General features: G+C 73.4%; 17 protein-coding genes. 12 read left to right on the top strand and 5 right to left on the bottom strand.

What is annotated here, in order from left to right; translation table 11 throughout:
- Positions 1-49: 49 nt before the first annotated feature.
- Both AB0L74_RS05680 and AB0L74_RS05675 read left to right on the top strand, forming a co-directional pair.
- Entirely contained in the window at positions 50-832 is a 783-nt protein-coding gene (locus AB0L74_RS05680; RefSeq protein ID WP_365645909.1) for an IclR family transcriptional regulator, read from the top strand.
- Positions 833-1,008: 176 nt separating this feature from the next.
- A complete protein-coding gene (locus tag AB0L74_RS05675) occupies positions 1,009-1,941 on the top strand; it encodes a L,D-transpeptidase (RefSeq protein ID WP_365645907.1) in 933 nt (310 codons plus the stop codon).
- Positions 1,942-2,042: 101 nt separating this feature from the next.
- On the opposite strand, the gene AB0L74_RS05670 is transcribed toward AB0L74_RS05675, so the two are convergent.
- Positions 2,043-2,966 carry an AraC family transcriptional regulator gene (locus AB0L74_RS05670; RefSeq protein ID WP_365645905.1) on the bottom strand — a complete coding sequence of 308 codons (924 nt, stop codon included), beginning with the start codon at positions 2,964-2,966 and terminating at the stop codon, positions 2,043-2,045.
- A gap of 156 nt (positions 2,967-3,122) precedes the next feature.
- Between AB0L74_RS05670 and tkt the strand changes: the two genes are divergently transcribed.
- The 7 genes from tkt to AB0L74_RS05635 all read left to right on the top strand — a co-directional run bounded on the left by tkt (position 3,123) and on the right by AB0L74_RS05635 (position 12,338).
- Complete coding sequence (gene tkt / locus AB0L74_RS05665; RefSeq protein WP_365645903.1) at positions 3,123-5,198, top strand: transketolase; 2,076 nt, start codon at positions 3,123-3,125, stop codon at positions 5,196-5,198.
- Between the two features lie 19 nt (positions 5,199-5,217).
- Positions 5,218-6,363, top strand: coding sequence for a transaldolase (gene tal / locus AB0L74_RS05660; RefSeq protein ID WP_365645901.1), 1,146 nt, complete (start codon positions 5,218-5,220; stop codon positions 6,361-6,363).
- Complete coding sequence (zwf, locus tag AB0L74_RS05655) at positions 6,360-8,084, top strand: glucose-6-phosphate dehydrogenase (RefSeq protein ID WP_365645899.1); 1,725 nt, start codon at positions 6,360-6,362, stop codon at positions 8,082-8,084. Before tal ends, zwf begins: the two co-directional genes overlap by 4 nt.
- Complete coding sequence (gene opcA / locus AB0L74_RS05650; protein ID WP_365645897.1) at positions 8,081-9,016, top strand: glucose-6-phosphate dehydrogenase assembly protein OpcA; 936 nt, start codon at positions 8,081-8,083, stop codon at positions 9,014-9,016. Before zwf ends, opcA begins: the two co-directional genes overlap by 4 nt.
- Complete coding sequence (gene pgi, locus AB0L74_RS05645) at positions 9,009-10,661, top strand: glucose-6-phosphate isomerase (RefSeq protein WP_365645895.1); 1,653 nt, start codon at positions 9,009-9,011, stop codon at positions 10,659-10,661. Before opcA ends, pgi begins: the two co-directional genes overlap by 8 nt.
- A 2-nt stretch (positions 10,662-10,663) precedes the next feature.
- Entirely contained in the window at positions 10,664-11,545 is an 882-nt protein-coding gene (gene gnd / locus AB0L74_RS05640; RefSeq protein WP_365645893.1) for a phosphogluconate dehydrogenase (NAD(+)-dependent, decarboxylating), read from the top strand.
- Between the two features lie 115 nt (positions 11,546-11,660).
- On the top strand, positions 11,661-12,338 hold the full coding sequence (locus tag AB0L74_RS05635) for a hypothetical protein (RefSeq protein ID WP_365645891.1): 678 nt from the start codon (positions 11,661-11,663) through the stop codon (positions 12,336-12,338).
- Positions 12,339-12,392: 54 nt separating this feature from the next.
- Here AB0L74_RS05635 and AB0L74_RS05630 read toward each other — a convergent pair whose 3' ends face one another.
- Entirely contained in the window at positions 12,393-14,195 is a 1,803-nt protein-coding gene (locus AB0L74_RS05630; protein ID WP_365645889.1) for a TIM barrel protein, read from the bottom strand.
- 12 nt (positions 14,196-14,207) lie between these two features.
- Complete coding sequence (locus AB0L74_RS05625; RefSeq protein ID WP_365645887.1) at positions 14,208-15,083, bottom strand: shikimate dehydrogenase; 876 nt, start codon at positions 15,081-15,083, stop codon at positions 14,208-14,210.
- A 268-nt stretch (positions 15,084-15,351) separates the two neighbouring features.
- On the opposite strand from AB0L74_RS05625, the gene AB0L74_RS05620 reads away from it, so the two are divergent.
- The 3 genes from AB0L74_RS05620 (at position 15,352) to AB0L74_RS05610 (ending at position 19,085) form a co-directional block, all read left to right on the top strand.
- The gene (locus AB0L74_RS05620; protein WP_365645885.1) at positions 15,352-16,017 is read left to right on the top strand and encodes a TetR/AcrR family transcriptional regulator; all 666 of its coding nucleotides are present in this window, start codon (positions 15,352-15,354) and stop codon (positions 16,015-16,017) included.
- 163 nt (positions 16,018-16,180) lie between these two features.
- Positions 16,181-17,536 (top strand): MFS transporter, encoded by a 1,356-nt coding sequence (locus AB0L74_RS05615; RefSeq protein WP_365645883.1) that lies wholly within the window; start codon positions 16,181-16,183, stop codon positions 17,534-17,536.
- A 319-nt stretch (positions 17,537-17,855) separates the two neighbouring features.
- Positions 17,856-19,085, top strand: coding sequence for a serine hydrolase domain-containing protein (locus tag AB0L74_RS05610; RefSeq protein WP_365645881.1), 1,230 nt, complete (start codon positions 17,856-17,858; stop codon positions 19,083-19,085).
- Positions 19,086-19,129: 44 nt separating this feature from the next.
- On the opposite strand, the gene AB0L74_RS05605 is transcribed toward AB0L74_RS05610, so the two are convergent.
- Together AB0L74_RS05605 and AB0L74_RS05600 are read right to left on the bottom strand one after the other, a co-directional pair.
- Positions 19,130-20,356, bottom strand: coding sequence for an MFS transporter (locus AB0L74_RS05605; RefSeq protein ID WP_365645879.1), 1,227 nt, complete (start codon positions 20,354-20,356; stop codon positions 19,130-19,132).
- Positions 20,353-22,152, bottom strand: coding sequence for an ABC transporter permease subunit (locus AB0L74_RS05600; RefSeq protein WP_365645877.1), 1,800 nt, complete (start codon positions 22,150-22,152; stop codon positions 20,353-20,355). Before AB0L74_RS05600 ends, AB0L74_RS05605 begins: the two co-directional genes overlap by 4 nt.
- Positions 22,153-22,155 lie beyond the last annotated feature (3 nt).

The following is a 22,155-nucleotide window of genomic DNA, read 5'->3' as shown; positions in this document are numbered from 1 at the left end:
CGTACCGCACCCTCCCCACCCGGAACTCCCCACCGAAGGACGCCCGGCCATGACCGCCCTGCCCCGAGCCGACGGCCCCGCCCGGCCGGGCGGCGCCCGCTCCGCGCCCGAGCGGCTGCTGTCCGTGCTCGCCGCGTTCGACCAGGCGCACCCGGCGCTGTGCCTGACGGACATCAGCCGGCGGGCCGGGCTCAGTCTGAGCACCACCCACCGGCTGGTGGGCGCGCTGACCGCGTGGGGCGCGCTGGAACGGGACGAGTCCGGGCTGTACCACGTCGGGCTCCGGCTGTGGGAGCTCGCCGCGCTCACCCCGCGCGGGCCGGCGCTGCGGCAGATCGCGCTGCCGTACCTGGAGGACCTGTACGAGGCCACGCACGAGAACGTACAGCTGGCGGTACGGGACGGCGACGAGGTCGTCTACACCGAGTGGCTGTCGGGGCGGTCGGCGGTCGGGGTGCACATCCGCGTCGGGGCGCGCTGGCCGCTGCACGCCACCGGGGTCGGGCTGGCGCTTCTGGCGCACGGCGGGCCGGAGTTCCAGGAGGCGTACTGCGCTCGGCCGCTCGCCGCCTTCACCCCGTACACGGTCACCGAGGGGGACCGGCTGCGCCGGGTGCTGGCCGAGGTGCGGCGCACCGGCGTGGCGGTCAGCGCGCGCCAGGTCACCGAGGACGCGCTGTCGGTGGCCGCCGCGGTGCGCGGCCCGGACGGGGCGGTGGCCGCGGCGGTCTCGGTCGTCGTGCCGTACGCGGACGCGCGGGTGGCGGTGCTGGTTCCGGCGGTGCGGCTGGCGGCGCGCGGAATCTCGCGGGCACTGGGCTGGCGGCCCTAGCCAGGGCAGGGGCGGAGCCCGGCGGTCCTCCCTCCCCGGGGTGAGACGCCGGTCCGGGCGTCCCGGCTGCCGCGTTTCTCACAGCTCCTCGGGCGGCCGACAGGGTCGCACAGAGGAAACCCAGTTATAAGGTGCACACTGCACAGATGCCGAGGATCGTCACAGAAAGGCACGACGTGAGCACCCCCCACACACCCAGCCGGCCCGACCAGCAGCCCGGGAGGTGGTCCCGGCGCGGGGTGCTCACGCTGCTCGGCGCGGTTCCGGCCGCCACCGCCCTGACCGGCTGGAGCGGCTCGGCGGCGCGGGCCGCGGAGTCCCTCACCGCCACCGTCACCCCGCGGGCGGGCGCCCTGTACGGCGTCGGCATGCCCGTGTCGATCGCCTTCTCGCACGCCGTGACGGACAGGGCCGCCGTCGAGCGGGCGATCACGGTGAGCGCGGACCCGGGTGTCGAGGTGGCCGGCCACTGGTTCGGCGACAAGCGGCTGGACTTCCGGCCGGAGAAGTACTGGGCGCCCGGCACCACGGTCACCGTGCGGCTGCGGCTGCGGGGTGTGAAGGCCGCGCGCGGCGTGTCCGGCGTCCAGTCCCAGGACCTCGCCTTCCGCATCGGGCGGGAGCGGATCAGCACGGTCGATCTGGGCGCCGGGCGGATGACGGTCGAGCAGGACGGCCGGGCCGTCGCCGGGTACGACGTCACCGGCGGCGACGCCGACCACACCACCTGGTCCGGGATCATGGTGATCAGCGAGCAGCTGAGGGAAACCCGCATGGAGTCCTCGACCGTCGGGCTCGGCCATGAGTACGACATCGCGGACGTCCCGCACGCCCAGCGACTGACGACCTCCGGCACCTTCATCCACGGCAACTACTGGACCTCGCCGTCGGTGTTCGGCAAGCGGAACACCACCCACGGCTGCATCGGCCTGCGGGACGCCAAGGGCGGGGACGACCGGGCGACGGACGGCTCCGCGTTCTACACGGACTCCCTGGTCGGCGACGTCGTGATCGTGAAGAACTCCGGCGAGCGGGCCGTGGATCCCGCCAACGGGCTCAACGGCTGGAACCTGTCGTGGAAGAAGTGGAAGGCGGGCAGCGCGCTGTAGCGGGTGCCTGAGCCGGCCGGGGGCGCGGCGGCCGGGACGACCGCGCCCCCGGCCGCCGCGCTGCCCGGGCGGTCCGGACCGGACCGGCGCGCGCCGGGGCGTCAGCGCAGTTCCGCCCGGAAGGCCGCCGGCGTCATGTCGGTGTGCTGGTGGAAGAACTTGGAGAAGTTCGCCGCGTCGGGGAAGCCGACCGCCGCGCCGATCCGGCCGATCGGCATGTCGGTGTGCGCCAGCAGCCGCTTGGCCTCCAGGATCACGCGCTTGTCGATGAACCCCTTGGGCGTCTGACCGGTGGCGGCGCGGACCGCGCGGACGAGGGTGCGGCGGGAGTAGCCGAGCGCGTCGGCGTACGCGCTGACGCTGTGGTTGGTGGCGAAGCCCCGCTCGACCGCGTCCCGGAAGAGGGTGAAGGTCGTGTCGTCTTGCCGGAGCCGGACCGCTTCCGCGGAGCTGGCCGCCAGGTGGGCCAGGCGCAGCAGGACCGCGGACAGGGAGTGCCGCAGCACCGCCGTGTGCAGGCTGAGCGGCAGCGTGGCGGTGTCCTCGTACTCGCGGCGCAGGTGGTCCAGGGCGGCGGTCAGGGCCGCGCGCCGCGCCGGATCGGGGTGGAGCAGGGGCGGCTGGTCGTAGCGGTAGAGGCCGGCGGCCTCCACGGTGGCGCGGGGCAGGAAGCCGGGCTGCATGGTCAGGACCGTTCCGCGGTACTCGCTGTCCGGTGAGAAGCGGTGGACCTGGCCCGGGCGGATCCACAGCACGTCTCCGGCGGTCGCCTCGTACTCGGCGAAGTCGATCATGTGCCGGACCGGGCCGCCGGTGAAGAGCATGACGACGTGGAAGTCGATGCGGTGCACCCGGTGCAGCGGCGCGTCGGAGTGCCAGGTGCGGCCGGTGCCCATCGGGCCGATCTGCATGCCGACGCCGAGGACGCTCCGATCGGCCGGGAAGGGGAAGGTTCTGATCCCGTCGCCGCCCGCCCCGTCGCCGCCGTCGTCGCCCTCGCCACCTGCGATGTTTTCGTCCGTCATGTCCTTCTCATGCCGCTTCGACGGGCGCCGTCGCGCCCAGGGGTGTCCCACTTTCACCACAGGCTGGCACACCTCGACCTTCCCCACAAAAAGTCAGACTTTTAAGTTTGAACACGTCAGACCAGCTATCCCGCTCCGATCGAGGACTTCTTGAAGATGAGCACGCAGACCCCGGACAGCTTCGAATGGACCGAACTCGACCGGCGTGCCGTCGACACGGCCCGGATTCTCGCGGCCGACGCCGTACAGAAGGTCGGCAACGGCCACCCGGGCACGGCGATGAGCCTGGCCCCGGCCGCCTACACGATCTTTCAGAAGTTGATGCGGCACGACCCGGCGGACCCCGAGTGGACGGGCCGTGACCGCTTCGTCCTGTCCCCCGGCCACACCTCGCTGACCCTCTACACACAGCTGTACCTCGCCGGGTACGAGCTGGAGCTGGACGACCTGAAGGCGTTCCGCACGCGGGGTTCCAAGACGCCGGGCCACCCCGAGTACGGGCACACCGCCGGCGTCGAGACGACCACCGGCCCGCTGGGCCAGGGCGTGGCCAACGCCGTGGGCATGGCGATGGCCGCCCGCTACGAGCGCGGCCTGTTCGACCCGGACTCGCCCGCCGGCGAGTCCCCCTTCGACCACACCGTCTGGGCGATCGTCTCCGACGGCGACCTCCAGGAGGGCGTCTCCGCCGAGGCGTCCTCCCTCGCCGGCCACCAGAAGCTCGGCAACCTCGTCTTCCTCTACGACGACAACCACATCTCCATCGAGGGCGACACCGCGACCGCCTTCTCCGAGGACGTCCTCAAGCGGTACGAGGCGTACGGCTGGCACACCCAGCGGATCGAGCCCGCGGAGAACGGCGACATCGACGTGCGCGCGCTGTACGCGGCGCTGAAGGCGGCGCGGGCCGAGACCGAGCGCCCCTCGATCATCGCGATGCGCACGATCATCGCCTGGCCCGCCCCGAACGCGCGGAACACCGAGGCCGCGCACGGCTCGGCGCTGGGCGAGGACGAGGTAGCGGCCACCAAGCGGGTCCTGGGCTTCGACCCGGAGAAGACCTTCGAGGTCGCCGACGAGGTGCTCGCCCACACCCGCAGGGCCCTGGACCGGGGTGCCGAGGCGCACGCCGCCTGGGACAAGCGGATCGCCGCGTGGCGCGGCGCCCGGCCGGAGCGCGCCGAGCTGTTCGACCGGGTGGTCGCCGGCCGGCTCCCGGAGGGCTGGGAGGACGCCCTGCCGGTGTTCGAGCCCGGCAAGTCCGTCGCCACCCGCGCCGCGTCCGGCAAGGTCCTCCAGGCGCTCGGCCCGGTGCTGCCCGAGCTGTGGGGCGGCTCCGCCGACCTGGCCGGCTCGAACAACACCACGATCGACAAGACGTCGTCGTTCCTGCCCGCGGGCAACCCGCTGCCCGAGGCGGACCCCTACGGCCGTACCGTCCACTTCGGCATCCGCGAGTTCTCCATGGCCGCGGAGATGAACGGCATCGCGCTGCACGGCAACACCCGTATCTACGGCGGCACCTTCCTGGTCTTCTCCGACTACATGCGCAACGCCGTGCGCATGTCGGCCCTGATGCAGCTGCCGGTGACGTACGTGTGGACGCACGACTCCATCGGCCTGGGCGAGGACGGCCCCACCCACCAGCCCGTCGAGCACCTGGCCGCCCTGCGCGCCATCCCGGGCCTGAACGTGGTCCGCCCGGCCGACGCCAACGAGACCGCCGTCGCCTGGGCGGAGATCCTCAAGCGGCACTCCACCCACCCGGCCCCGCACGGCCTGGCGCTGACCCGGCAGGGCGTGCCGACGTACGAGCCGAACCCGGACGCCGCCAAGGGCGGCTACGTGCTGAAGGACGCCTCCACCGGCACCCCCGACGTCGTGCTCATCGCGACCGGCTCCGAGGTGCAGCTCGCCGTGGCCGCGCGCGAGCTGCTGGAGGCGGAGGGGATCGGTGCCCGGGTGGTGTCGATGCCGTCCGTGGAGTGGTTCGAGGAGCAGCCCCGCGAGTACCGCGAGAGCGTCCTGCCGCCGTCGGTGAGGGCGCGGGTCGCCGTCGAGGCCGGCATCGGCCTGACCTGGTACCGCTTCGTGGGCGACGCCGGACGCATCGTCTCCCTGGAGCACTTCGGCGCCTCCGCCGACGCCAAGACCCTGTTCGCCGAGTACGGCTTCACCGCCGAGAACGTCGCCGCCGCGGCGCGGGAATCCCTCGCCGCCGCCCGCGGCTGATCCGATCGCCAGAAAGAAGATGATCATTTTGTCCGAAGCAACCGTGCCCGCGGGAGCGCTCAAGCGCCTGTCCGACGAGGGCGTGTCCATCTGGCTGGACGACCTGTCCCGCGAGCGGATCGACTCCGGCAACCTGGCCGAACTGATCGAGACGAAGAACGTCGTCGGCGTCACCACCAACCCCTCCATCTTCCAGGCCGCCATCGGCTCCGGCGAGGGCTACGAGGAGCAGCTGGCCGACCTGGCGGTGCGCGGTGTCACCGTCGACGAGGCGGTGCGCATGATGACCACCGCCGACGTCCGGGCCGCCGCAGACGTGCTGAAGCCGGTGTTCGAGGCCAGCGGCGGCCAGGACGGCCGGGTCTCCATCGAGGTGGACCCGCGCCTGGCCCACGACACCGCCGCCACCATCGCCGAGGCCCGGCAGCTGGCCTGGCTGGTCGACCGGCCCAACGTCATGATCAAGATTCCGGCGACCGAGGCGGGCCTGCCGGCGATCACCGAGGTCATCGGCGCGGGCATCAGCGTGAACGTGACGCTGATCTTCTCGCTGGAGCGCTACCGCGCGGTCATGGACGCCTATCTGGCCGGCCTGGAGAAGGCCCAGGCGGCCGGGCACGACCTGTCGGCCATCCACTCCGTCGCCTCCTTCTTCGTCTCCCGCGTCGACGGCGAGATCGACAAGCGGCTGACGCTGCTGGGCACGGACGAGGCCCTCGCGCTGAAGGGGAAGGCGGCCCTGGCCAACGCGCGGCTCGCCTACCAGGCGTACGAGGAGGTGTTCTCCGGCGGCCGCTGGACCGCCCTGGCCGGAGCCCGCGCCAACAAGCAGCGCCCCCTGTGGGCCTCCACCGGTGTGAAGGACCCGGCATACCGGGACACTCTGTACGTGGAGGAGCTGGTCGCCCCCGGCACCGTGAACACGATGCCGGAGGCCACCTTGAACGCCGCCGCCGATCACGGCGACATCCAGGGCGACACGGTCACCGGCGGTTACGCCCAGGCCCGCGCCGACCTGGCGGCCGTCGAGCGGCTCGGCATCTCCTACGACGAGGTGGTGCGGCAGCTGGAGGACGAGGGCGTCGCCAAGTTCGAGGTGGCCTGGCAGGACCTGCTCGACGCCGTGACGAAGTCCCTGAACAGCAAGGGAGTGGACGGGGAATGAGCGAGGAGCTTTCGGAAGCGGCGGCCGGTGCGGCCGCGGTGACCGACACGCCCGGAGCGGGGAAGGCCAAGCCCGCCAAGCGGGCCGGGAAGACCGCCGGCGACACCGGGAAGGACGCCCCGGCCCAGGGGGCGAAGAAGGCGGCACCCGAGGCCGCCTCGGCGGCGAAGCGGCAGCCCGCCGCCCCCGTCCCGGCCGCCGACTGGTCCAATCCGCTGCGCGACGCCCGCGATCGCCGGCTGCCCCGGATCGCGGGCCCGTCCGGCCTGGTCATCTTCGGGGTCACCGGCGACCTGTCCCGCAAGAAGCTGATGCCGGCCGTCTACGACCTGGCCAACCGCGGCCTGCTGCCGCCGGGCTTCTCCCTGGTGGGCTTCGCCCGCCGGGACTGGGAGGACCAGGACTTCGCGCAGGTCGTGCACGACGCGGTCAAGGAGTACGCGCGGACGCCGTTCCGCGAGGAGGTGTGGCAGCAGCTCGCCGAGGGCATGCGGTTCATCCCCGGCGACTTCGACGACGACACCGCGTTCGAGCAGCTCAGGGACGCCGTGCAGGAGCTGGACGCCTCCCGCGGCACCAGCGGCAACTACGCCTTCTACCTCTCCGTGCCGCCGAAGTTCTTCCCCAAGGTCGTCCAGCAGCTGAAGAAGCACGGGCTGGCCGACGCGCCGGAGGGCGCCTGGCGCCGCGCGGTCATCGAGAAGCCGTTCGGGCACGATCTGGCCAGCGCCTGCGACCTGAACGCGATCGTGCACGAGGTCTTCGAGCCGGACCAGGTCTTCCGCATCGACCACTACCTGGGCAAGGAGACCGTCCAGAACATCCTGGCGCTGCGCTTCGCCAACCAGATGTACGAGCCGATCTGGAACCGTTCGTACGTCGACCACGTGCAGATCACGATGGCCGAGGACATCGGCATCGGCGGCCGGGCCGGCTACTACGACGGCATCGGCGCCGCCCGCGACGTCATCCAGAACCACCTGCTCCAGCTGCTCGCGCTCACCGCGATGGAGGAGCCCGCCTCCTTCGACGCCGAGTCGCTGCTCACCGAGAAGCTGAAGGTGCTGCGGGCGGTCCGGCTGCCCGAGGACCTCGGTCTGCACACCGTGCGCGGGCAGTACGCGGGCGGCTGGCAGGGCGGCGCCCAGGTGCGCGGCTACCTGGAGGAGGACGGCATCGACCCGGCCTCCACCACCGACACCTACGCCGCGATCAAGCTGGGCATCGACAACCGCCGCTGGGCGGGCGTCCCCTTCTACCTGCGCACCGGCAAGCGGCTGGGCCGCCGGGTGACGGAGATCGCGGTCGTCTTCCAGCGCGCCCCGCACTCCCCCTTCGACACCACCGCCACCGAGGAACTGGGCGAGAACGCGATCGTCATCCGCGTCCAGCCCGACGAGGGCATGACGGTCCGCTTCGGCTCGAAGGTACCGGGCACGTCGATGGAGATCCGGGACGTGTCGATGGACTTCGCCTACGGCGAGTCGTTCACCGAGTCCAGCCCGGAGGCGTATGAGCGGCTCATCCTGGACGTCCTCCTGGGGGACGCCAACCTGTTCCCCCGTCACCAGGAAGTGGAAGAGTCCTGGAGGATCCTCGACCCGGTCGAGGAGTACTGGGCCACGCACGGCAGGCCCGCGCAGTACGCCTCGGGCAGCTGGGGACCCGAGGAAGCCGACGAGATGCTCGCACGAGACGGACGGAGCTGGCGCAGGCCATGAGGATCGACCTGACCGACACCACGGCAAGCAAGATCAACAAGGCGCTGGTGCAGGGTCGCCGCGCCATCGGCACCCCGGCCGTGGGCATGGTCCTGACGATGGTGATCGTCACGGACGAGGAGAACGCCTACGACTCGATGAAGGCGGCCGAGGAAGCCTCCCACGAGCATCCCTCGCGCACCCTGGTCGTCATCAAGCGCCACGCCCGCACCTCCCGCGACCGCACCCGCTCCCACCTCGACGCCGAGGTGCGGGTGGGCTCCGAGGCCGGCACCGGTGAGACGGTCGTGCTGCGCATGTACGGCGAGGTGTCCGACCACGCCGACTCGGTGGTGCTGCCGCTGCTGCTGCCGGACGCCCCGGTCGTCGTGTGGTGGCCGGTGGACGCGCCCGAGAACCCGGCCAAGGACCCGCTCGGCGCGCTGGCCCAGCGCCGGATCACCGACATGTACGCCGTCGAGCACCCGCTCCTGGCCCTTGAGGACCGCGTCCGGTCGTACGCGCCCGGCGACACCGACCTGGCCTGGACCCGGCTGACCCCGTGGCGCTCCATGCTCGCCGCCGCCCTGGACCAGGCCCGGCTGGGGATCACCTCCGCGGTCGTGGAGAGCGAGCCGGAGAACCCGAGCGCGGAGCTGCTGGCCCGCTGGCTGGAGGCCCGGCTGCATGTGACGGTCGAGCGGGTGGACACCGCCGGCCCGGTCGTCACGGGCGTGCGCCTGGGCACCGGGAACGGCGAGATCGTCATCGACCGGCCCGAGGGCCCGCTGGCCACCCTGACCCTGCCGGACCAGCCCCCGCGCACCCTCGCGCTGAAGGTCCGCCCCACCTCCGAACTCATCGCCGAGGAGCTGCGGCGCCTCGACGCCGACGAGATGTACGCCATCGCCCTGCGCGGCGAGGCAACCGAGGAGACCCCCGCACATGTCTGACTCCCCCAAGCTCAGCAGGCGTCCGGAGTGGACGGCCCTGGAGGACCACCGCGCCGAGGCGATGCTCCACCCGAACCTGCGGGAGCTGTTCGCCGCGGACCCCTCCCGCGCGGAGCGGTACGTGGTGCACGTCGGTGATCTGCGGATCGACTACTCGAAGAACCTGGTCACCGACGAGACCCTCGCCCTGTTGCAGGAGCTGGCCGCCGCCACCGGCGTGTTCGAGCTGCGCGACGCCATGTTCCGCGGCGAGAGGATCAACGTCACCGAGCGGCGGGCGGTGCTGCACACCGCGCTGCGCGCCCCGCGCGAGGCGGTCGTCGAGGTCGACGGCGAGAACGTCGTCCCCAAGGTCCACGCGGTGCTGGACAAGATGACCGACTTCGCGGACCGCGTCCGCTCCGGTGAGTGGACCGGCCACACCGGCCGCCCCATCCGCAACATCGTCAACATCGGCATCGGCGGCTCCGACCTCGGCCCGGCGATGGCGTACGAGGCGCTGCGCGCCTACACCGACCGCTCGCTGACGTTCCGCTTCGTGTCCAACGTGGACGGCGCCGACCTGCACGAGGCGGTCCGGGACCTGGATCCGGCGGAGACGCTGTTCATCGTCGCGTCCAAGACGTTCACCACGATCGAGACGATCACCAACGCCACCTCGGCGCGGTCCTGGCTGCTGAACGGTCTGGACGGCGACGAAAAGGCGGTCGCCAAGCACTTCGTGGCGCTGTCGACCAACGCGGAGAAGGTCGCCGGGTTCGGCATCGACACGGCCAACATGTTCGAGTTCTGGGACTGGGTCGGCGGCCGGTACTCCTACGACTCGGCGATCGGCCTGTCGCTGATGATCGCGATCGGCCCGGACCGGTTCCGGGAGATGCTCGACGGCTTCCGCATCGTCGACGAGCACTTCCGCAACGCCGAGGCCGAGGCCAACGCCCCGCTCCTGCTGGGCCTGCTCGGCATCTGGTACGGCAACTTCTTCGGCGCCCAGTCGCAGGCGGTGCTGCCGTACTCGCACTACCTGTCGAAGTTCACGGCGTACCTCCAGCAGCTGGACATGGAGTCCAACGGCAAGTCCGTCGACCGCGAGGGCCACCCCGTCGAGTGGCAGACCGGTCCGGTCGTCTGGGGCACGCCGGGCACCAACGGCCAGCACGCCTACTACCAGCTCATCCACCAGGGCACCAAGCTCATCCCGGCGGACTTCATCGGCTTCGCCCGCCCGGTGGCCGAGCTGAGCGACGACCTCAAGGCGCAGCACGACCTGCTGATGGCCAACTTCTTCGCCCAGACCCAGGCGCTCGCCTTCGGCAAGACCGCCGAGGAGGTGCGGGCCGAGGGCGTGCCCGAGGAGCAGGTGCCGCACCGCACGTTCCAGGGCAACCACCCGACCACGACGATCCTCGCCGCGGAGCTGACCCCGTCGGTGCTGGGCCAGCTGATCGCGCTGTACGAGCACAAGGTGTTCGTCCAGGGCGCGATCTGGAACATCGACTCCTTCGACCAGTGGGGCGTCGAGCTCGGCAAGGTCCTCGCCAAGCGGGTCGAGCCCGCCCTCACCGAGGGCGCCGACGTGCCCGGTCTCGACCCGTCCACCGCCGCCCTCGTCGCGGCCTACCGCGATCTCAAGGAAGTGAAGTAATCATGCAGCTCGGTCTCATCGGTCTCGGCAAGATGGGCGGCAACATGCGCGAGCGCCTGCGCCGCGCCGGCCACACCGTCGTCGGCTACGACCGCAACGCCGAGATCTCCGACGTCAGCAGCCTGACGGAACTCGTCGGCAAGCTTCAGGCGCCGCGCGCGGTCTGGGTGATGGTCCCGGCCGGCGCGGCCACCCAGTCCGTCGTCGACGAGCTCGGTGAGCTGCTCCAGCCCGGCGACACGGTGATCGACGGCGGCAACTCCCGCTGGAGCGACGACGAGAAGCACGCCGCCGAGCTCGGCGCCAAGGGCATCGGCTTCGTCGACGCCGGCGTCTCCGGCGGTGTGTGGGGCCTGGAGAACGGCTACGCGCTGATGGTCGGCGGCGACAAGGAGCACGTCGACCGCCTCCAGCCCATCTTCCAGTCGCTCAAGCCGGAGGGCCCCTACGGGTACGTCCACGCGGGCAAGGTCGGCGCGGGCCACTTCGCGAAGATGGTCCACAACGGCATCGAGTACGCGATGATGCAGGCCTACGCCGAGGGCTGGGAGCTGCTGGAGAAGGTCGACTCCGTGGACAACGTCCGCGAGGTCTTCCGCTCCTGGCAGGAGGGCACGGTCATCCGCTCCTGGCTGCTCGACCTCGCCGTCAACGCCCTCGACGAGGACCAGCACCTGGAGAAGCTGCGCGGCTACGCCGAGGACTCCGGCGAGGGCCGCTGGACGGTGGAGGCCGCCATCGACAACGCGGTGCCGCTTCCGGCGATCACCGCCTCGCTGTTCGCCCGGTTCGCCTCCCGCCAGGACGACTCGCCGCAGATGAAGATGATCGCCGCCCTGCGCAACCAGTTCGGCGGCCACGCCGTCGAGTCGGCCAAGAAGTAGGCGCCCGGCGGGGGATCTGCCGCTGGTCCTCCCTCTGCCCGGACACCCGGCCCTGAACGGGCGCCGGCCGGTGGCCTGTTGACAGCCCCCGGTCGGCGCGTCAGAGTCCCGGCTGATGGAGATCAGCGAGCTGACCCCGGCCGAGGCCCGGGTGTGGCGGGCATTCCCGCGCGGCCAGGCCGTGGACTTCCGCACGGCGGACGACGAGGACGCCACCGACGGCGGCGGCTGGGGGCCGGAGCGCACCGTACGGGCGGCGGTGCTGCGGGCGCTCCTCCTCACCTGCCCTCAGGAGAGCGGCCCGATCGCCTCGCTGGACCTCTGCGGCGCCCGGATCACCGGCGCCCTGCGCCTCCAGTACGCCACGATCGACCAGCCGGTGTGGCTGAAGAACTGTCACTTCGAGGAGGTGCCCCGGCTCTACGGCTGCCGGCTGCGGGAACTCAACCTGAGCGAGTCCGCCCTGCCGGGACTGATCGCCCACGCGGCGCGCGTGGAGGGCGTGCTGCGGATGACCCGGACCCGGTTCCACGGGACGGTGCGGCTGGCCGGGGCGGAGATCGCCGGGAGCGTGTACCTGGAGAGCGCGCGGATCCACGCCCCGCCGGACACGGAGGAGCCGGTGCTCCAGCCGAACCAGGCGGTCCTCGGCGCCGACCTGTGGGCCCCCGGGCTGCGCACGCGCGGGGCGGCCCGGCTCACCGGGGCCTCCGTGGCCGGGCAGCTCAACCTCGGGGACGCCGTCCTGGACGCGGGCGAGGGCCAGCCCACCAGTGGCTGGCCTACCTGCTGACCGTCACGGGCTGGATCCTGGCCACCACGGTCGCCGCGGGCGTCACCCGCGCCGTCAGCCGCCAGTGAAGCCCCGGGCGGCGTGCTGGGCGGCCAGGCGGACGGAGGCGTTGGGGGCGCCGTAGCCCCGGTAGCCGCCGTCCCGCTGGACGAGCTCGAAGAAGACCCGGCCGACGGTGTGCGTGTAACAGTGCCGGAAGACACCGCCGTGCGCGTCCCGGTCGTAGAGGATGCCCAGCTCGCGGTAGGTCTCCAGCTCGCCCTCGGCGAACTCGTACCGGGCCGCGAGATCGTCGTAGTAGTTGACGGGGATCGGCAGCGGGGAGCCGCCGGCCGCGCGGAAGCGGCGCGCCGCGGCGACCACGTCGTCGGTGGCCAGCGCGATGTGCTGGGCGTGCGCGGTGTCGTCGGCCGGTGCCGGGCCGACGGTGAGGACGATACGGACGCTGCCGTCCGCGTTGGTGACCGCCCGGCTGCGCAGCAGGCCGTAGGGGTCGGCGATGTCCACGCTCTCCTGCGCGTGCAGCCCGAGGACGCTGCGGTGGAAGAGGGCGGCCTCGTCGAAGTGGTGCCAGGGCTGGGTCAGGGAGACGTGGTCGATCCGGTGCGCCCCCGTGCCCCGCGGCGCGCCGTGCCCGGTGGCCGGGAAGTCCGCCCGCCAGTCGGGCAGCGCCTCGCGCCCGGTGGCGCAGAAGAAGAGCTCCGTGCCGTCGGGGGCGGCGACCGCCTCCAGCGGGGCGTCCCGCGGTGCGCGGCGGCGCGGCAGGACGGGGGCGAGCAGCGCCTCGGCGCGGCGGGCCGCGCCCGCCGGGTCGGGAGACTCCAGGCCGACGGCGGCCAGGTGGGTGCCCGCGCGGCGCGCGGCGGATCCGGTGTTGACCAGGACGCGGGCCGCGCCCTGCTGCCACAGGTCGACGGGTTTGCCGCGGTGCCGGGCGGTGCGGGCGAAGCCCAGCGCGCCGAGCAGGGCGGCGACGGGTTCGGCGTCCGGCGTGACCAGCTCGGCGAAGGCGACTCCCGTGGGGACGACGGGCGCGGGCGGCGCGGTGAGCCCGACCTGCTCCTGGAGCAGGCGCAGGGAGCGCTGGGCGTCGACGGCCGTGGCGCCGGCGTCGGACTGCCGGAAGACGTCGTTGAAGACCTCCAGGGAGAGCGGACCGTCGTAACCGGTGCGCAGCACGTGCCGGACCAGCCCGGCCACGTCGAAGCCGCCCTGCCCGGGGAAGCAGCGGTGGTGGCGGCTCCACTGGAGGACGTCCATGGCGAGGCGGGGCGCGTCGGCGAGCTGGAGGAAGAAGATCTTCTCGCCGGGGATGTGCTCGATGCCCCGCGGGTCGCTGCCCCGGGAGAGGATGTGGAAGCTGTCCAGGCAGGTGCCGAGCGCCGGGTGGCCGGCGGCCGCGACGATGCGCCAGGCGTGGTCGTAGGTGCTGACGTGCCGGCCCCAGGCGAGCGCCTCGTAGGCGACGCGGATGCCGAAGTCCTGGGCGAGGTCCGCGAGCCGGGCGAGCTGTTCGGCCGCGAGCGCGTCGTCGTCCACGGCGAGCGGGGAGACGCTGGAGCAGACCAGCACGGTGTCCGCCCCGAGCCGGCGCATCAGCGCGAACTTGTGCCGGGCCCGGCGCAGGGTGCGGGCGAACTCCTCGGCGGGGGCGGCCTCGACGTCCCGCATCGGCTGGTACAGGTCGATGGTCAGGCCGAGGTCGGCGCAGCGGTCGCGGACCTCCTCCGGGGTGAGGGGGCTGGCGAGCAGGTCGTTCTCGAAGATCTCCACGCCGTCGAACCCGGCCCGGGCGGCGGCGTTCAGCTTCTCGGTGAGGGAGCCGCTGAGGGAGACGGTGGCGATGGACGTACGCATCCGGGTACCTCTCTACTTCGGTGCCGTGACGACCCCGGCCAGCTCCGCGAGATCGGCGAGCATCCCCGCGCTGTCGGGTTCCCGCCCGGTGAACAGGCGGAACGCGTCCGCCGCCTGGAAGGCGGCCATGCCGCCGCCGTCGAGCACGGCGCAGCCGAGCGCGCGGGCGGTGCGCAGCAGTTCCGTCTCCAGCGGGCGGTAGACGACCTCGGCGACCCACAGTCCGGGACGGAGGAGTCCGGCGGGCAGGGGCAGGCCGGGGTGGGCGGCCATGCCGGTGGGGGTGGCGTGCACGATGCCGTCGGCCGCCGCGGTCAGTTCCGCCAGCCGGTCGGGGGTGGCGCAGGCCGCGCGGCCCGTGCCGAAGTGCCGTTCCAGGGTGGCGGCCAGGGCGGCGGCCCGTTCGGGCAGGGCGTCGACGACGGTGATCCGCCCGGCGCCGAGTGTGAGCGTGGCGTGGGCGACGGCCGCGCCCGCGCCGCCGGCGCCGAGCTGCACCACCCGCTCCAGCGGCACGTCGGGCAGCCCGCGGGCGAAGGAGGCGGCGAAGCCGGTGACGTCGGTGTTGTGTCCGATCGCCCGGCGGCCGTCGAAGACCACGGTGTTGACCGCGCCCAGCGCCTCGGCCTGCGGGGCGAGGCCGTCCAGATGCGGAAGGACGAGCTGCTTGCAGGGGTGGGTGATGTTGAGCCCGTCGAAGCCGAGGTCGCGGGCGGCGCGCACCAGGTCGCCCACCGCCTCGGGCGGGACGCCGAGGGTGTCGATGTCGATCAGCCGGTACAGGCAGCGCAGGCCCTGGCGGTCGGCCTCCCGCTCGTGCAGGGCCGGGCTGAGCGAGGGGCCGATGCCGGAACCGATCAGTCCGACGAGATACGAGTCCTTGGGCACCGGGACCTCCTGAGCGGGCCTGACTGAGGGACGGGCTGACACCACCGACGAGGACGAGAGCCGGCGAGGCGGCCGGAGCGGCCCGGGCTTTCGAGGCCGACCGAACCGACCGAGCCCCGACGGTCCCGACGGCGGCTAATGTACGAACCAGTACGTTAGTCATAGCAGCCGGGTGCGGCCCATGGGAAGACCCGACCGTTCGCGGACGGCGCCGGCGACGGCCTTCTACAATCACCGGCACGACTCCGCCCGCAGCCGAAGGAACCCGATGACCAGCGTCGACGAACCGGCACGACCCGGCGGGCGCATCCGTGACGCCGCCCGTACCAGGGCCGAGATCCTCGACGTCGCCACCCAGGAGTTCGCCCGGGCCGGCTACGACGGCGCCCGCGTCGACGAGATCGCCGCCCGCACCCGCACCACCAAGCGGATGATCTACTACTACTTCGGCGGCAAGGAACAGCTGTTCACCGCCGTACTGGAGCGGGCGTACGGCGTGATCCGCCAGGCCGAGCAGCAGCTCGACGTCGACCACCTCGACCCCGTGGCGGCGATCCGCCGCCTGGCCGAACTGACCTTCGACCACCATGAACAGCACCCCGACTTCATCCGCCTGGTCAGCATCGAGAACATCCACGGGGCGGAGCACATCGCGGCCTCGGAGAAGCTCGGCCGGATCGGCTCGCCGGCACTGGACGTGATCCGCCGCATCCTGGCGGCGGGCCGGGAGTCGGGCCTGTTCACCGCCGATGTCGACGCCGTGGACCTGCACGCGATGATCAGCTCCTTCTGCTTCTTCCGGGTCGCCAACCGGCACACCTTCGGCGCCCTGTTCGGCCGCGACCTGGTCGACCCGGGCCGGCGCGAGCACTACCGCGCCATGCTGGGCGACATGGTGATCGCCTACCTGACGGCGGAGCGCACGGCGGACTGAGCGGGGCCGCGCATCGCACGTCAGCACCCCTTGACACCCGGGACACGTCGGCGCAACATCCCTACCCAACCGCGACTAACTATCCAGTGGGTTAATTAGCCGATCGGCACTTCTCCCCTGCGCTCACTCCGCCCGCGTCGCCAGTCTCCCCGAAGGAGCCGCCGTGTCCGTCCCCGCCGCGTCCCGCAGCACCGCCCCGCCCGGGCAGCCGAAGAAGGCCGCCACCGCCGCCTGGATCGGCAGCGCCCTGGAGTACTACGACTTCTTCATCTACGGCAGCGCCGCCGCGCTGATCTTCCCCGAGGTCTTCTTCGACGAGTCGGACCCGGCCACCGCCACCCTGCTGTCGCTGGCCACGTTCGGGGTCGCGTACGCCGCCCGCCCGCTCGGCGCGTTCGTCCTCGGGCACATCGGCGACCGGCTGGGCCGTAAGAAGATCATGGTGTTCACCCTGATCCTCATGGGCCTGTCGACGTTCCTCATCGGGTGTCTGCCCACCCGTTCGCAGGCCGGCGCCCTCGCCCCGGTGCTGCTGGTGCTGTGCCGCGTGCTCCAGGGCATCTCGGCCGCCGGCGAACAGGCCAGCGCCAACTCCATGGCCCTGGAACACGCGCCGCCGCACCGGCGCGGCTTCTTCACCAGCTTCACCCTCAGCGGCACCCAGGGCGGCCAGCTCCTGGCGACCCTGGTCTTCCTCCCGGTCGCCGCGCTTCCGGAGGACCAGTTGCTGTCCTGGGGCTGGCGGGTCCCGTTCTGGCTGAGCGTCGCGGTCGCCGTCGTCGGCTACGTGATCCGCCGCAAGCTGGACGAGACGCCGGCCTTCGCCCAGCAGGCCGCCGCCGAGGGCGTGGTGAAGCTGCCGCTGGTGATCCTGGTGCGCGAGCACTGGGCGGACGTCCTGCGGGTGATCGCCGGCGCGCTCATCGCCTCGGTCAGCACCATCTTCACCGTCTGGGCGCTGGCGTACGCGACCGGCGACTCGGTCGGCATGTCCCGCTCGTCCATGCTGTGGGTGGGCGCCCTGGCCAACCTGGCCGCGCTGGCGGCGATCCCGCTGTGGGCGGTGCTGTCCGACCGCGTCGGCCGCCGTCCGGTCTTCCTGATCGGCACCGTGGGCAGCGCGGTGACGATGTTCCTGTACCTGTGGGCGATCTCGACGGGCTCCTACCCGCTGATGCTGCTGCTGGGCATCGTGGCCTTCGGCATCGTGTACAGCGCCGCCAACGGCGTGTGGCCCGCCTTCTACGGCGAGATGTTCACCACCCGGGTCCGGCTGTCCGGGGTCGCGATCGGCACGCAGATCGGCTTCGCCGTGGCCGGGTTCGCGGTCACCTTCGCCGCGCGGATCGCCGGTCCGGGCGGCGACGACTGGTTCGCGGTGGCCCTGTTCACGGCGGCCCTGTGCGTCCCTCCGGTGATCGCCGCCCTTTCCGCCCGGGAGACCCACACGGTGCCGACGGAGGAGCTCGGCGAGCGGGCACACCGGCGGGCCCGGCAGCCGGAGACGGCGACCGTCTGACCCGCACGCCGGTTGCCTGTCGTGGCCCGGTCCACACGCAGACGCCTACGGAAGGCGGGCGAGGTCGTGGCGGGGGCCGCGTGGATACGGGTACCGGTAGGGGACGGCCCCGCCCGGGGGGCCACGCGCGGACATTCGTCGGCGAACCCGAAGCGGTTGCCCCGACCGGAGGGCGGCCGGCGCGGGCAGCGCGGCGGCCTGTCTACGCGCTGGCCGGCGCCGGCGCGCGCGGGAGACGCCACCGGCGCGCCGTGAGGTCTGGCACCGGCCGCGCCGGGTATGCCGGACCTCACCTCGGCGAACGCGACGGAGGAGAACAATGGCACTGCTGCGGCAAGAGGTCGAGCCGGGCGAGGCGGGGCTGGACCGTGACGCGCTGGACCGTCTCGACCGGCACTTCGCGCGCCAGGTCGACGAGGGGCGCCTGCCCGGATTCCTGGTGGCCGTGGCCCGGGGCGGGCGCGTCGCCCACCTCACCGTCCACGGGCACCGGGACGTGGCCGCCGGGCTGCCTGTCGAGGCCGGCACGCTGTGGCGGGTCTACTCCATGACCAAGCCGGTGACGTCGGTCGCCGCGCTGATGCTGACGGAGGCGGGGCGGCTGTCGCTGGACGACCCGGTCGAACGGTACCTCCCCGCCTTCGCCGCGCCCCGGGTGTACACCGGCGGCTCGGGCCCGGACGTCACCACCCGCCCGGCCTCCGGCCCGGTCCTCGTGCGGCACCTGATGACCCACACGGCCGGTCTGACCTTCGGCTTCTACCACGCTCATCCCATCGACGCGCTCTACCGCGCGGCCGGGCTGGAGTCGTCGGTGCGGCCCGGGGCGGACCTGGCCGAGACGGTCGACCTGTACGCGAGCCTGCCGTTGCAGTTCGAGCCGGGCACGCAGTGGAACTACTCGGTGGCCACCAACGTCCTCGGGCGGCTGGTGGAGGTGGCGTCGGGGCAACCGCTCGACGTGTTCTGCGCCGAGCGGATCTTCCGCCCGCTCGGTATGACGGACACCGGTTTCCACGTCACCGACGAGCAGGCCGGGCGGCTCGCCGAGCTGTACGGCGAGACGGCGGGCGGCGGGATCGAGCCGGTCCCGGGGCTGCCGCTGCGGGGGCGGCCGCGGTTCCTGTCCGGCAGCGGCGGCCTGGTGGCCTCCGCGTACGACTGGCACCGCTTCATGGAGATGCTGCGGCGGCGCGGCGAACTCGACGGCGTCCGGCTGCTGCGCGCCGAGACGGTGGACCTGATGACCCGCAACCACCTGCCCGTCGGTGCCGACCTGCGCGCCTTCGGCAGCCGCCCCGCGCACGACCAGCCGGGCAACGACGGTGTCGGCTTCGGCCTGGGTGTCTCGGTGGTGATCGACCCCACTCGCACACAGGCGCCGTCCGCACCGGGCACGTACGGCTGGAGCGGGGTCGCCACCACCACCTTCTGGGTCGATCCCGGCCGTGATCTCACCGTGCAGTTCATGACGCAGGTGCGGCCGACGTCGTCGCACACGGTCTACCGGGACCTCAAGCGGCTGGTGCACGAGGCCGTCACGGGCTGACCGGCCGGCGCGGCGGGCGGCCCGCGCCCGGGGGCCGCCCCGGCTCAGCCGCGCCGCGGCAGCAGCGCGACGGCCCCGAGGGGTACGGCGGCCAGGACGAGCCAGGGCACGGCGGCCGGCAGACCGCTGTCGAGCAGGGTGCCGGTCGCCGAACTGCCGAGCAGCACGATGAGCCCGGAGACCGACGACAGCGCCCCCGTGTACAGGCCGAGCCGCCCCTCCTCGGCGAGATCGGGCACCCAGGCGCGGGCCACCGGCGCGACGAGCATCTGCCCGGCGGTCAGCAGGACCACGAACCCGGCGGCGGGCAGCAGCCCGGCGGTGCCGGTCCACCCGGCGGGACGCGCCGCCGCCACGGCCGCGAACCCCGCCGCGATCAGCGCCAGCCCCGCCACCATGGAGCGGCGCGGTGTCAGCCGCCGGCCCGCCCAGCGGGTGACGGGCAGTTGCGCGGTCACCACCAGCAGCGAGGACAGCGCGAACAGCCAGGCGAGCGGCGCCTGGGAGCCGCTGGCGCGCTCCACCTCGGCGGGCAGCGCCAGGTAGAGCTGGTTGTAGGCGAGCAGGTAGGCGCCGTAGGCGCAGCACAGTGCCAGGAAGCGGTGGTTGCGCAGCAGCAGCCGCGCCCCGCCCCTGACCCTCGTACGCGCCCGTCCGGGGATGTGCTGCGGCAGCAGCCGGGCGTGCCCGGCCAGGACGAGGACGAAGACCCCCGCGCCGGCCAGGCACGCCGTACGGAAGTCCACCGCCAGCAGCAGGGCCCCCAGCAGCGGGCCGGTGAACGCCCCGGCCTGCCCGGCCACGGTGAACAGCGCCAGCACGCGGGTGCGGGGGCCGCCGCCCGCCTCCTCCCAGGCGACCGCCTGCCGGGCGACCTCCGACTCGACCGCGGGGGAGAACAGCGCGGCGGCGAATCCGATGAGCAGGACGGCGCCCATGACCGCCCAGGTCCGCTCGGCGTATCCGAGCCAGACGAATCCGGCGATCCTGAGCACGCAGCCGGTCAGCACCACGGGCCGGATGCCGTACCGGTCGGCCAGCGCCCCGCCGACCACGAACAGCCCCTGCTGGCTGAAGGTGCGCAGCCCCAGCACGAATCCGACGAGCCAGCCCGCCATGCCCATCGCCCCGCCCAGATGCTCGGAGAGGAAGGGCAGCACGGCGAAGAAGCCGATGTTGAAGGCGAGCTGGGTGAGGATGAGCAGCCGCAGCAGCGGGGACAGGCGGGTGCGTCCGGACGTCCGGGGCGGGCCGGTGCGGGTGGTGGTCATCGGGCTCCCGCCGGTTGCCCGGCCGGTGTGGGGGACGGGTCGGGGGCGGCCGCGGGGGTGGCGGGGCGCCGCCGGTTCCGGCGCGGTCGGCGCACTCCCCCGGCCGCGGTGACGGCGAGGGCGCCGAGGAGGGCGAGGACGGCGGCGGGGGCGAGGACGGCCCAGGGGGCGCGTTCGGCGTAGGGCTGGTTCTCGGCGAGCAGCAGGCCCCACTCGGGGGACGGCGGCTGGGCGCCGAGGCCGAGGAAGCCGAGGGAGGCGAGGGAGAGGGCGACGCCGGGCAGGCGCAGCAGGGCGTGGCGGGTGACGGGCGGCAGGATCGCGGGGAGGATCTCGCGGCGCAGCAGGTACCAGCGGCTCGCGCCCATGCCGCGGGTGGCCAGCAGGTGCAGGGTGGCGCGTTCCTGCCGCAGCAGGGCGGAGGTGTGCGCGGCGAGCGCGGCCCAGCCGACGGCGGTCACGGCGAGCGCGGGGGTGGCCGGGCCGCTGCCCGCGACGGCGGTGACCAGCAGCGCGGCGAGGACGGGCGGCACGGCGTTGACGGTGTCGACGAGCGGCCCGGACAGCCGGGGCAGCAGGCCCAGCAGGACACCGAGGACGAGGGTCGCGGCGGTGATGGCGGCGGCGAGCAGGAGGGTGTCGAGGGCGCCGTGTCCGACCCGGGCCAGCAGGTCGCGGCCGAGGGCGTCGGTGCCGAAGGGGTGGGCGGGGGACGGGGGCCGCAGGCGGGCCGCGGTGTCCACGGCGAGCGGGTCGCGGAGCAGGCCGAGGGCGACGACGGCGAGCAGGGCGGCGCCGTAGAGGAGCGGCAGGACGCGGCGGGCGGGGGGCGTCGGCCGGTGCAGGGTGGGCAGGGCGCCGTCGCGCAGGGCGGGGCCGGTGAGGAGGTGGGCCGTCAGGCGGGTGGCGCCGGTGGCGAGGGCGGCGAGCAGGACGAGGGCGAGGGTGCCGGCCTGGAGGACGGGCAGGTCCTGGGCGAGGGCGGCCTGGAGGGTGGTGCGGCCCAGTCCGGGGATGTCGAAGATCTGCTCCACGGCGACGGCCCCGCCGGTCAGGCCGACGACGAACAGGCCGATGTTGGGCAGCAGGGCGGGCAGGCAGCGGCGTAGCGCCTGGCGGGCGATGCGGCGGCCGGGCAGTCCGCGGGCGGCGGCGGCCAGCGCCCACGGCTCGCCGAAGGCGCCCGGCAGCAGATCGTCGAGGAGCCGCCCGAGGACGGCCCCGGCGGGCAGGCCGAGGGCGAGCGCGGGCAGCACCGTGTACTGCGGCCCGTACCAGCCGAGGGCGGGCAGCCAGCCGAGCTGCACGCCGACGACGGTGGCCAGGACGGAGGCGGTGAGGAACTCGGGCAGCGCGGCGAGCACCGCGGACAGGGTGCCGCCGCCGCGCCGTCCGCCGAGCCGCCGGCGGGCGCCCGCGCGGAGGGTGCGGGCGCACACCAGCGCGGCGGTGACGGCGGCGACCGCCAGAGCCGCCGCCATCAGCAGCACGGAGGCGCCGAGCGCCTGGAGCACGTCGGGCAGGACGGCGGACCCGGAGATCCACGACCGTCCGGCGTCCCCGTGGGCGAGCCCGCCGAGCCACTGCCCGAGCAGGTGCGGCGGGCCGCCGTCCAGGCCGAGCTGGTCGCGGATGGCGGCCAGCACCTCGGGTGACGGGTCGCGGTCGGCGGAGCGGGCCTTGAGGACGGTCAGCGCCGGGTCGGTGTGCGTGAGCCAGGGCAGCAGCCCGATGCCGCACACCAGGGCGGCGGCGAGCAGGGCCCGCCACAAGGCCGCCGTCACCTGCTGTCGCATGGG

It is taken from the genome of Streptomyces sp. NPDC052020, from assembly GCF_040680575.1.
In the GTDB taxonomy this organism is placed as follows: Bacteria; Actinomycetota; Actinomycetes; order Streptomycetales; family Streptomycetaceae; genus Streptomyces.
Note: the sequence above shows the minus strand (reverse complement) of the source record. Positions and strands in the feature narration are given on the sequence as shown.

Bases quoted from the DNA above. Each gene is read 5' to 3' on its own strand.
- AB0L74_RS05680 (WP_365645909.1), top strand. From the start codon at position 50: ATGACCGCCCTGCCCCGAGCCGACGGCCCCGCCCGGCCGGGCGGCGCC.
- AB0L74_RS05670 (WP_365645905.1), bottom strand. From the start codon at position 2,966: ATGACGGACGAAAACATCGCAGGTGGCGAGGGCGACGACGGCGGCGAC.
- tkt (WP_365645903.1), top strand. From the start codon at position 3,123: ATGAGCACGCAGACCCCGGACAGCTTCGAATGGACCGAACTCGACCGG.
- tal (WP_365645901.1), top strand. From the start codon at position 5,218: ATGATCATTTTGTCCGAAGCAACCGTGCCCGCGGGAGCGCTCAAGCGC.
- zwf (WP_365645899.1), top strand. From the start codon at position 6,360: ATGAGCGAGGAGCTTTCGGAAGCGGCGGCCGGTGCGGCCGCGGTGACC.
- opcA (WP_365645897.1), top strand. From the start codon at position 8,081: ATGAGGATCGACCTGACCGACACCACGGCAAGCAAGATCAACAAGGCG.
- pgi (WP_365645895.1), top strand. From the start codon at position 9,009: ATGTCTGACTCCCCCAAGCTCAGCAGGCGTCCGGAGTGGACGGCCCTG.
- gnd (WP_365645893.1), top strand. From the start codon at position 10,664: ATGCAGCTCGGTCTCATCGGTCTCGGCAAGATGGGCGGCAACATGCGC.
- AB0L74_RS05635 (WP_365645891.1), top strand. From the start codon at position 11,661: ATGGAGATCAGCGAGCTGACCCCGGCCGAGGCCCGGGTGTGGCGGGCA.
- AB0L74_RS05630 (WP_365645889.1), bottom strand. From the start codon at position 14,195: ATGCGTACGTCCATCGCCACCGTCTCCCTCAGCGGCTCCCTCACCGAG.
- AB0L74_RS05620 (WP_365645885.1), top strand. From the start codon at position 15,352: ATGACCAGCGTCGACGAACCGGCACGACCCGGCGGGCGCATCCGTGAC.
- AB0L74_RS05610 (WP_365645881.1), top strand. From the start codon at position 17,856: ATGGCACTGCTGCGGCAAGAGGTCGAGCCGGGCGAGGCGGGGCTGGAC.
- AB0L74_RS05605 (WP_365645879.1), bottom strand. From the start codon at position 20,356: ATGACCACCACCCGCACCGGCCCGCCCCGGACGTCCGGACGCACCCGC.
- AB0L74_RS05600 (WP_365645877.1), bottom strand. From the start codon at position 22,152: ATGCGACAGCAGGTGACGGCGGCCTTGTGGCGGGCCCTGCTCGCCGCC.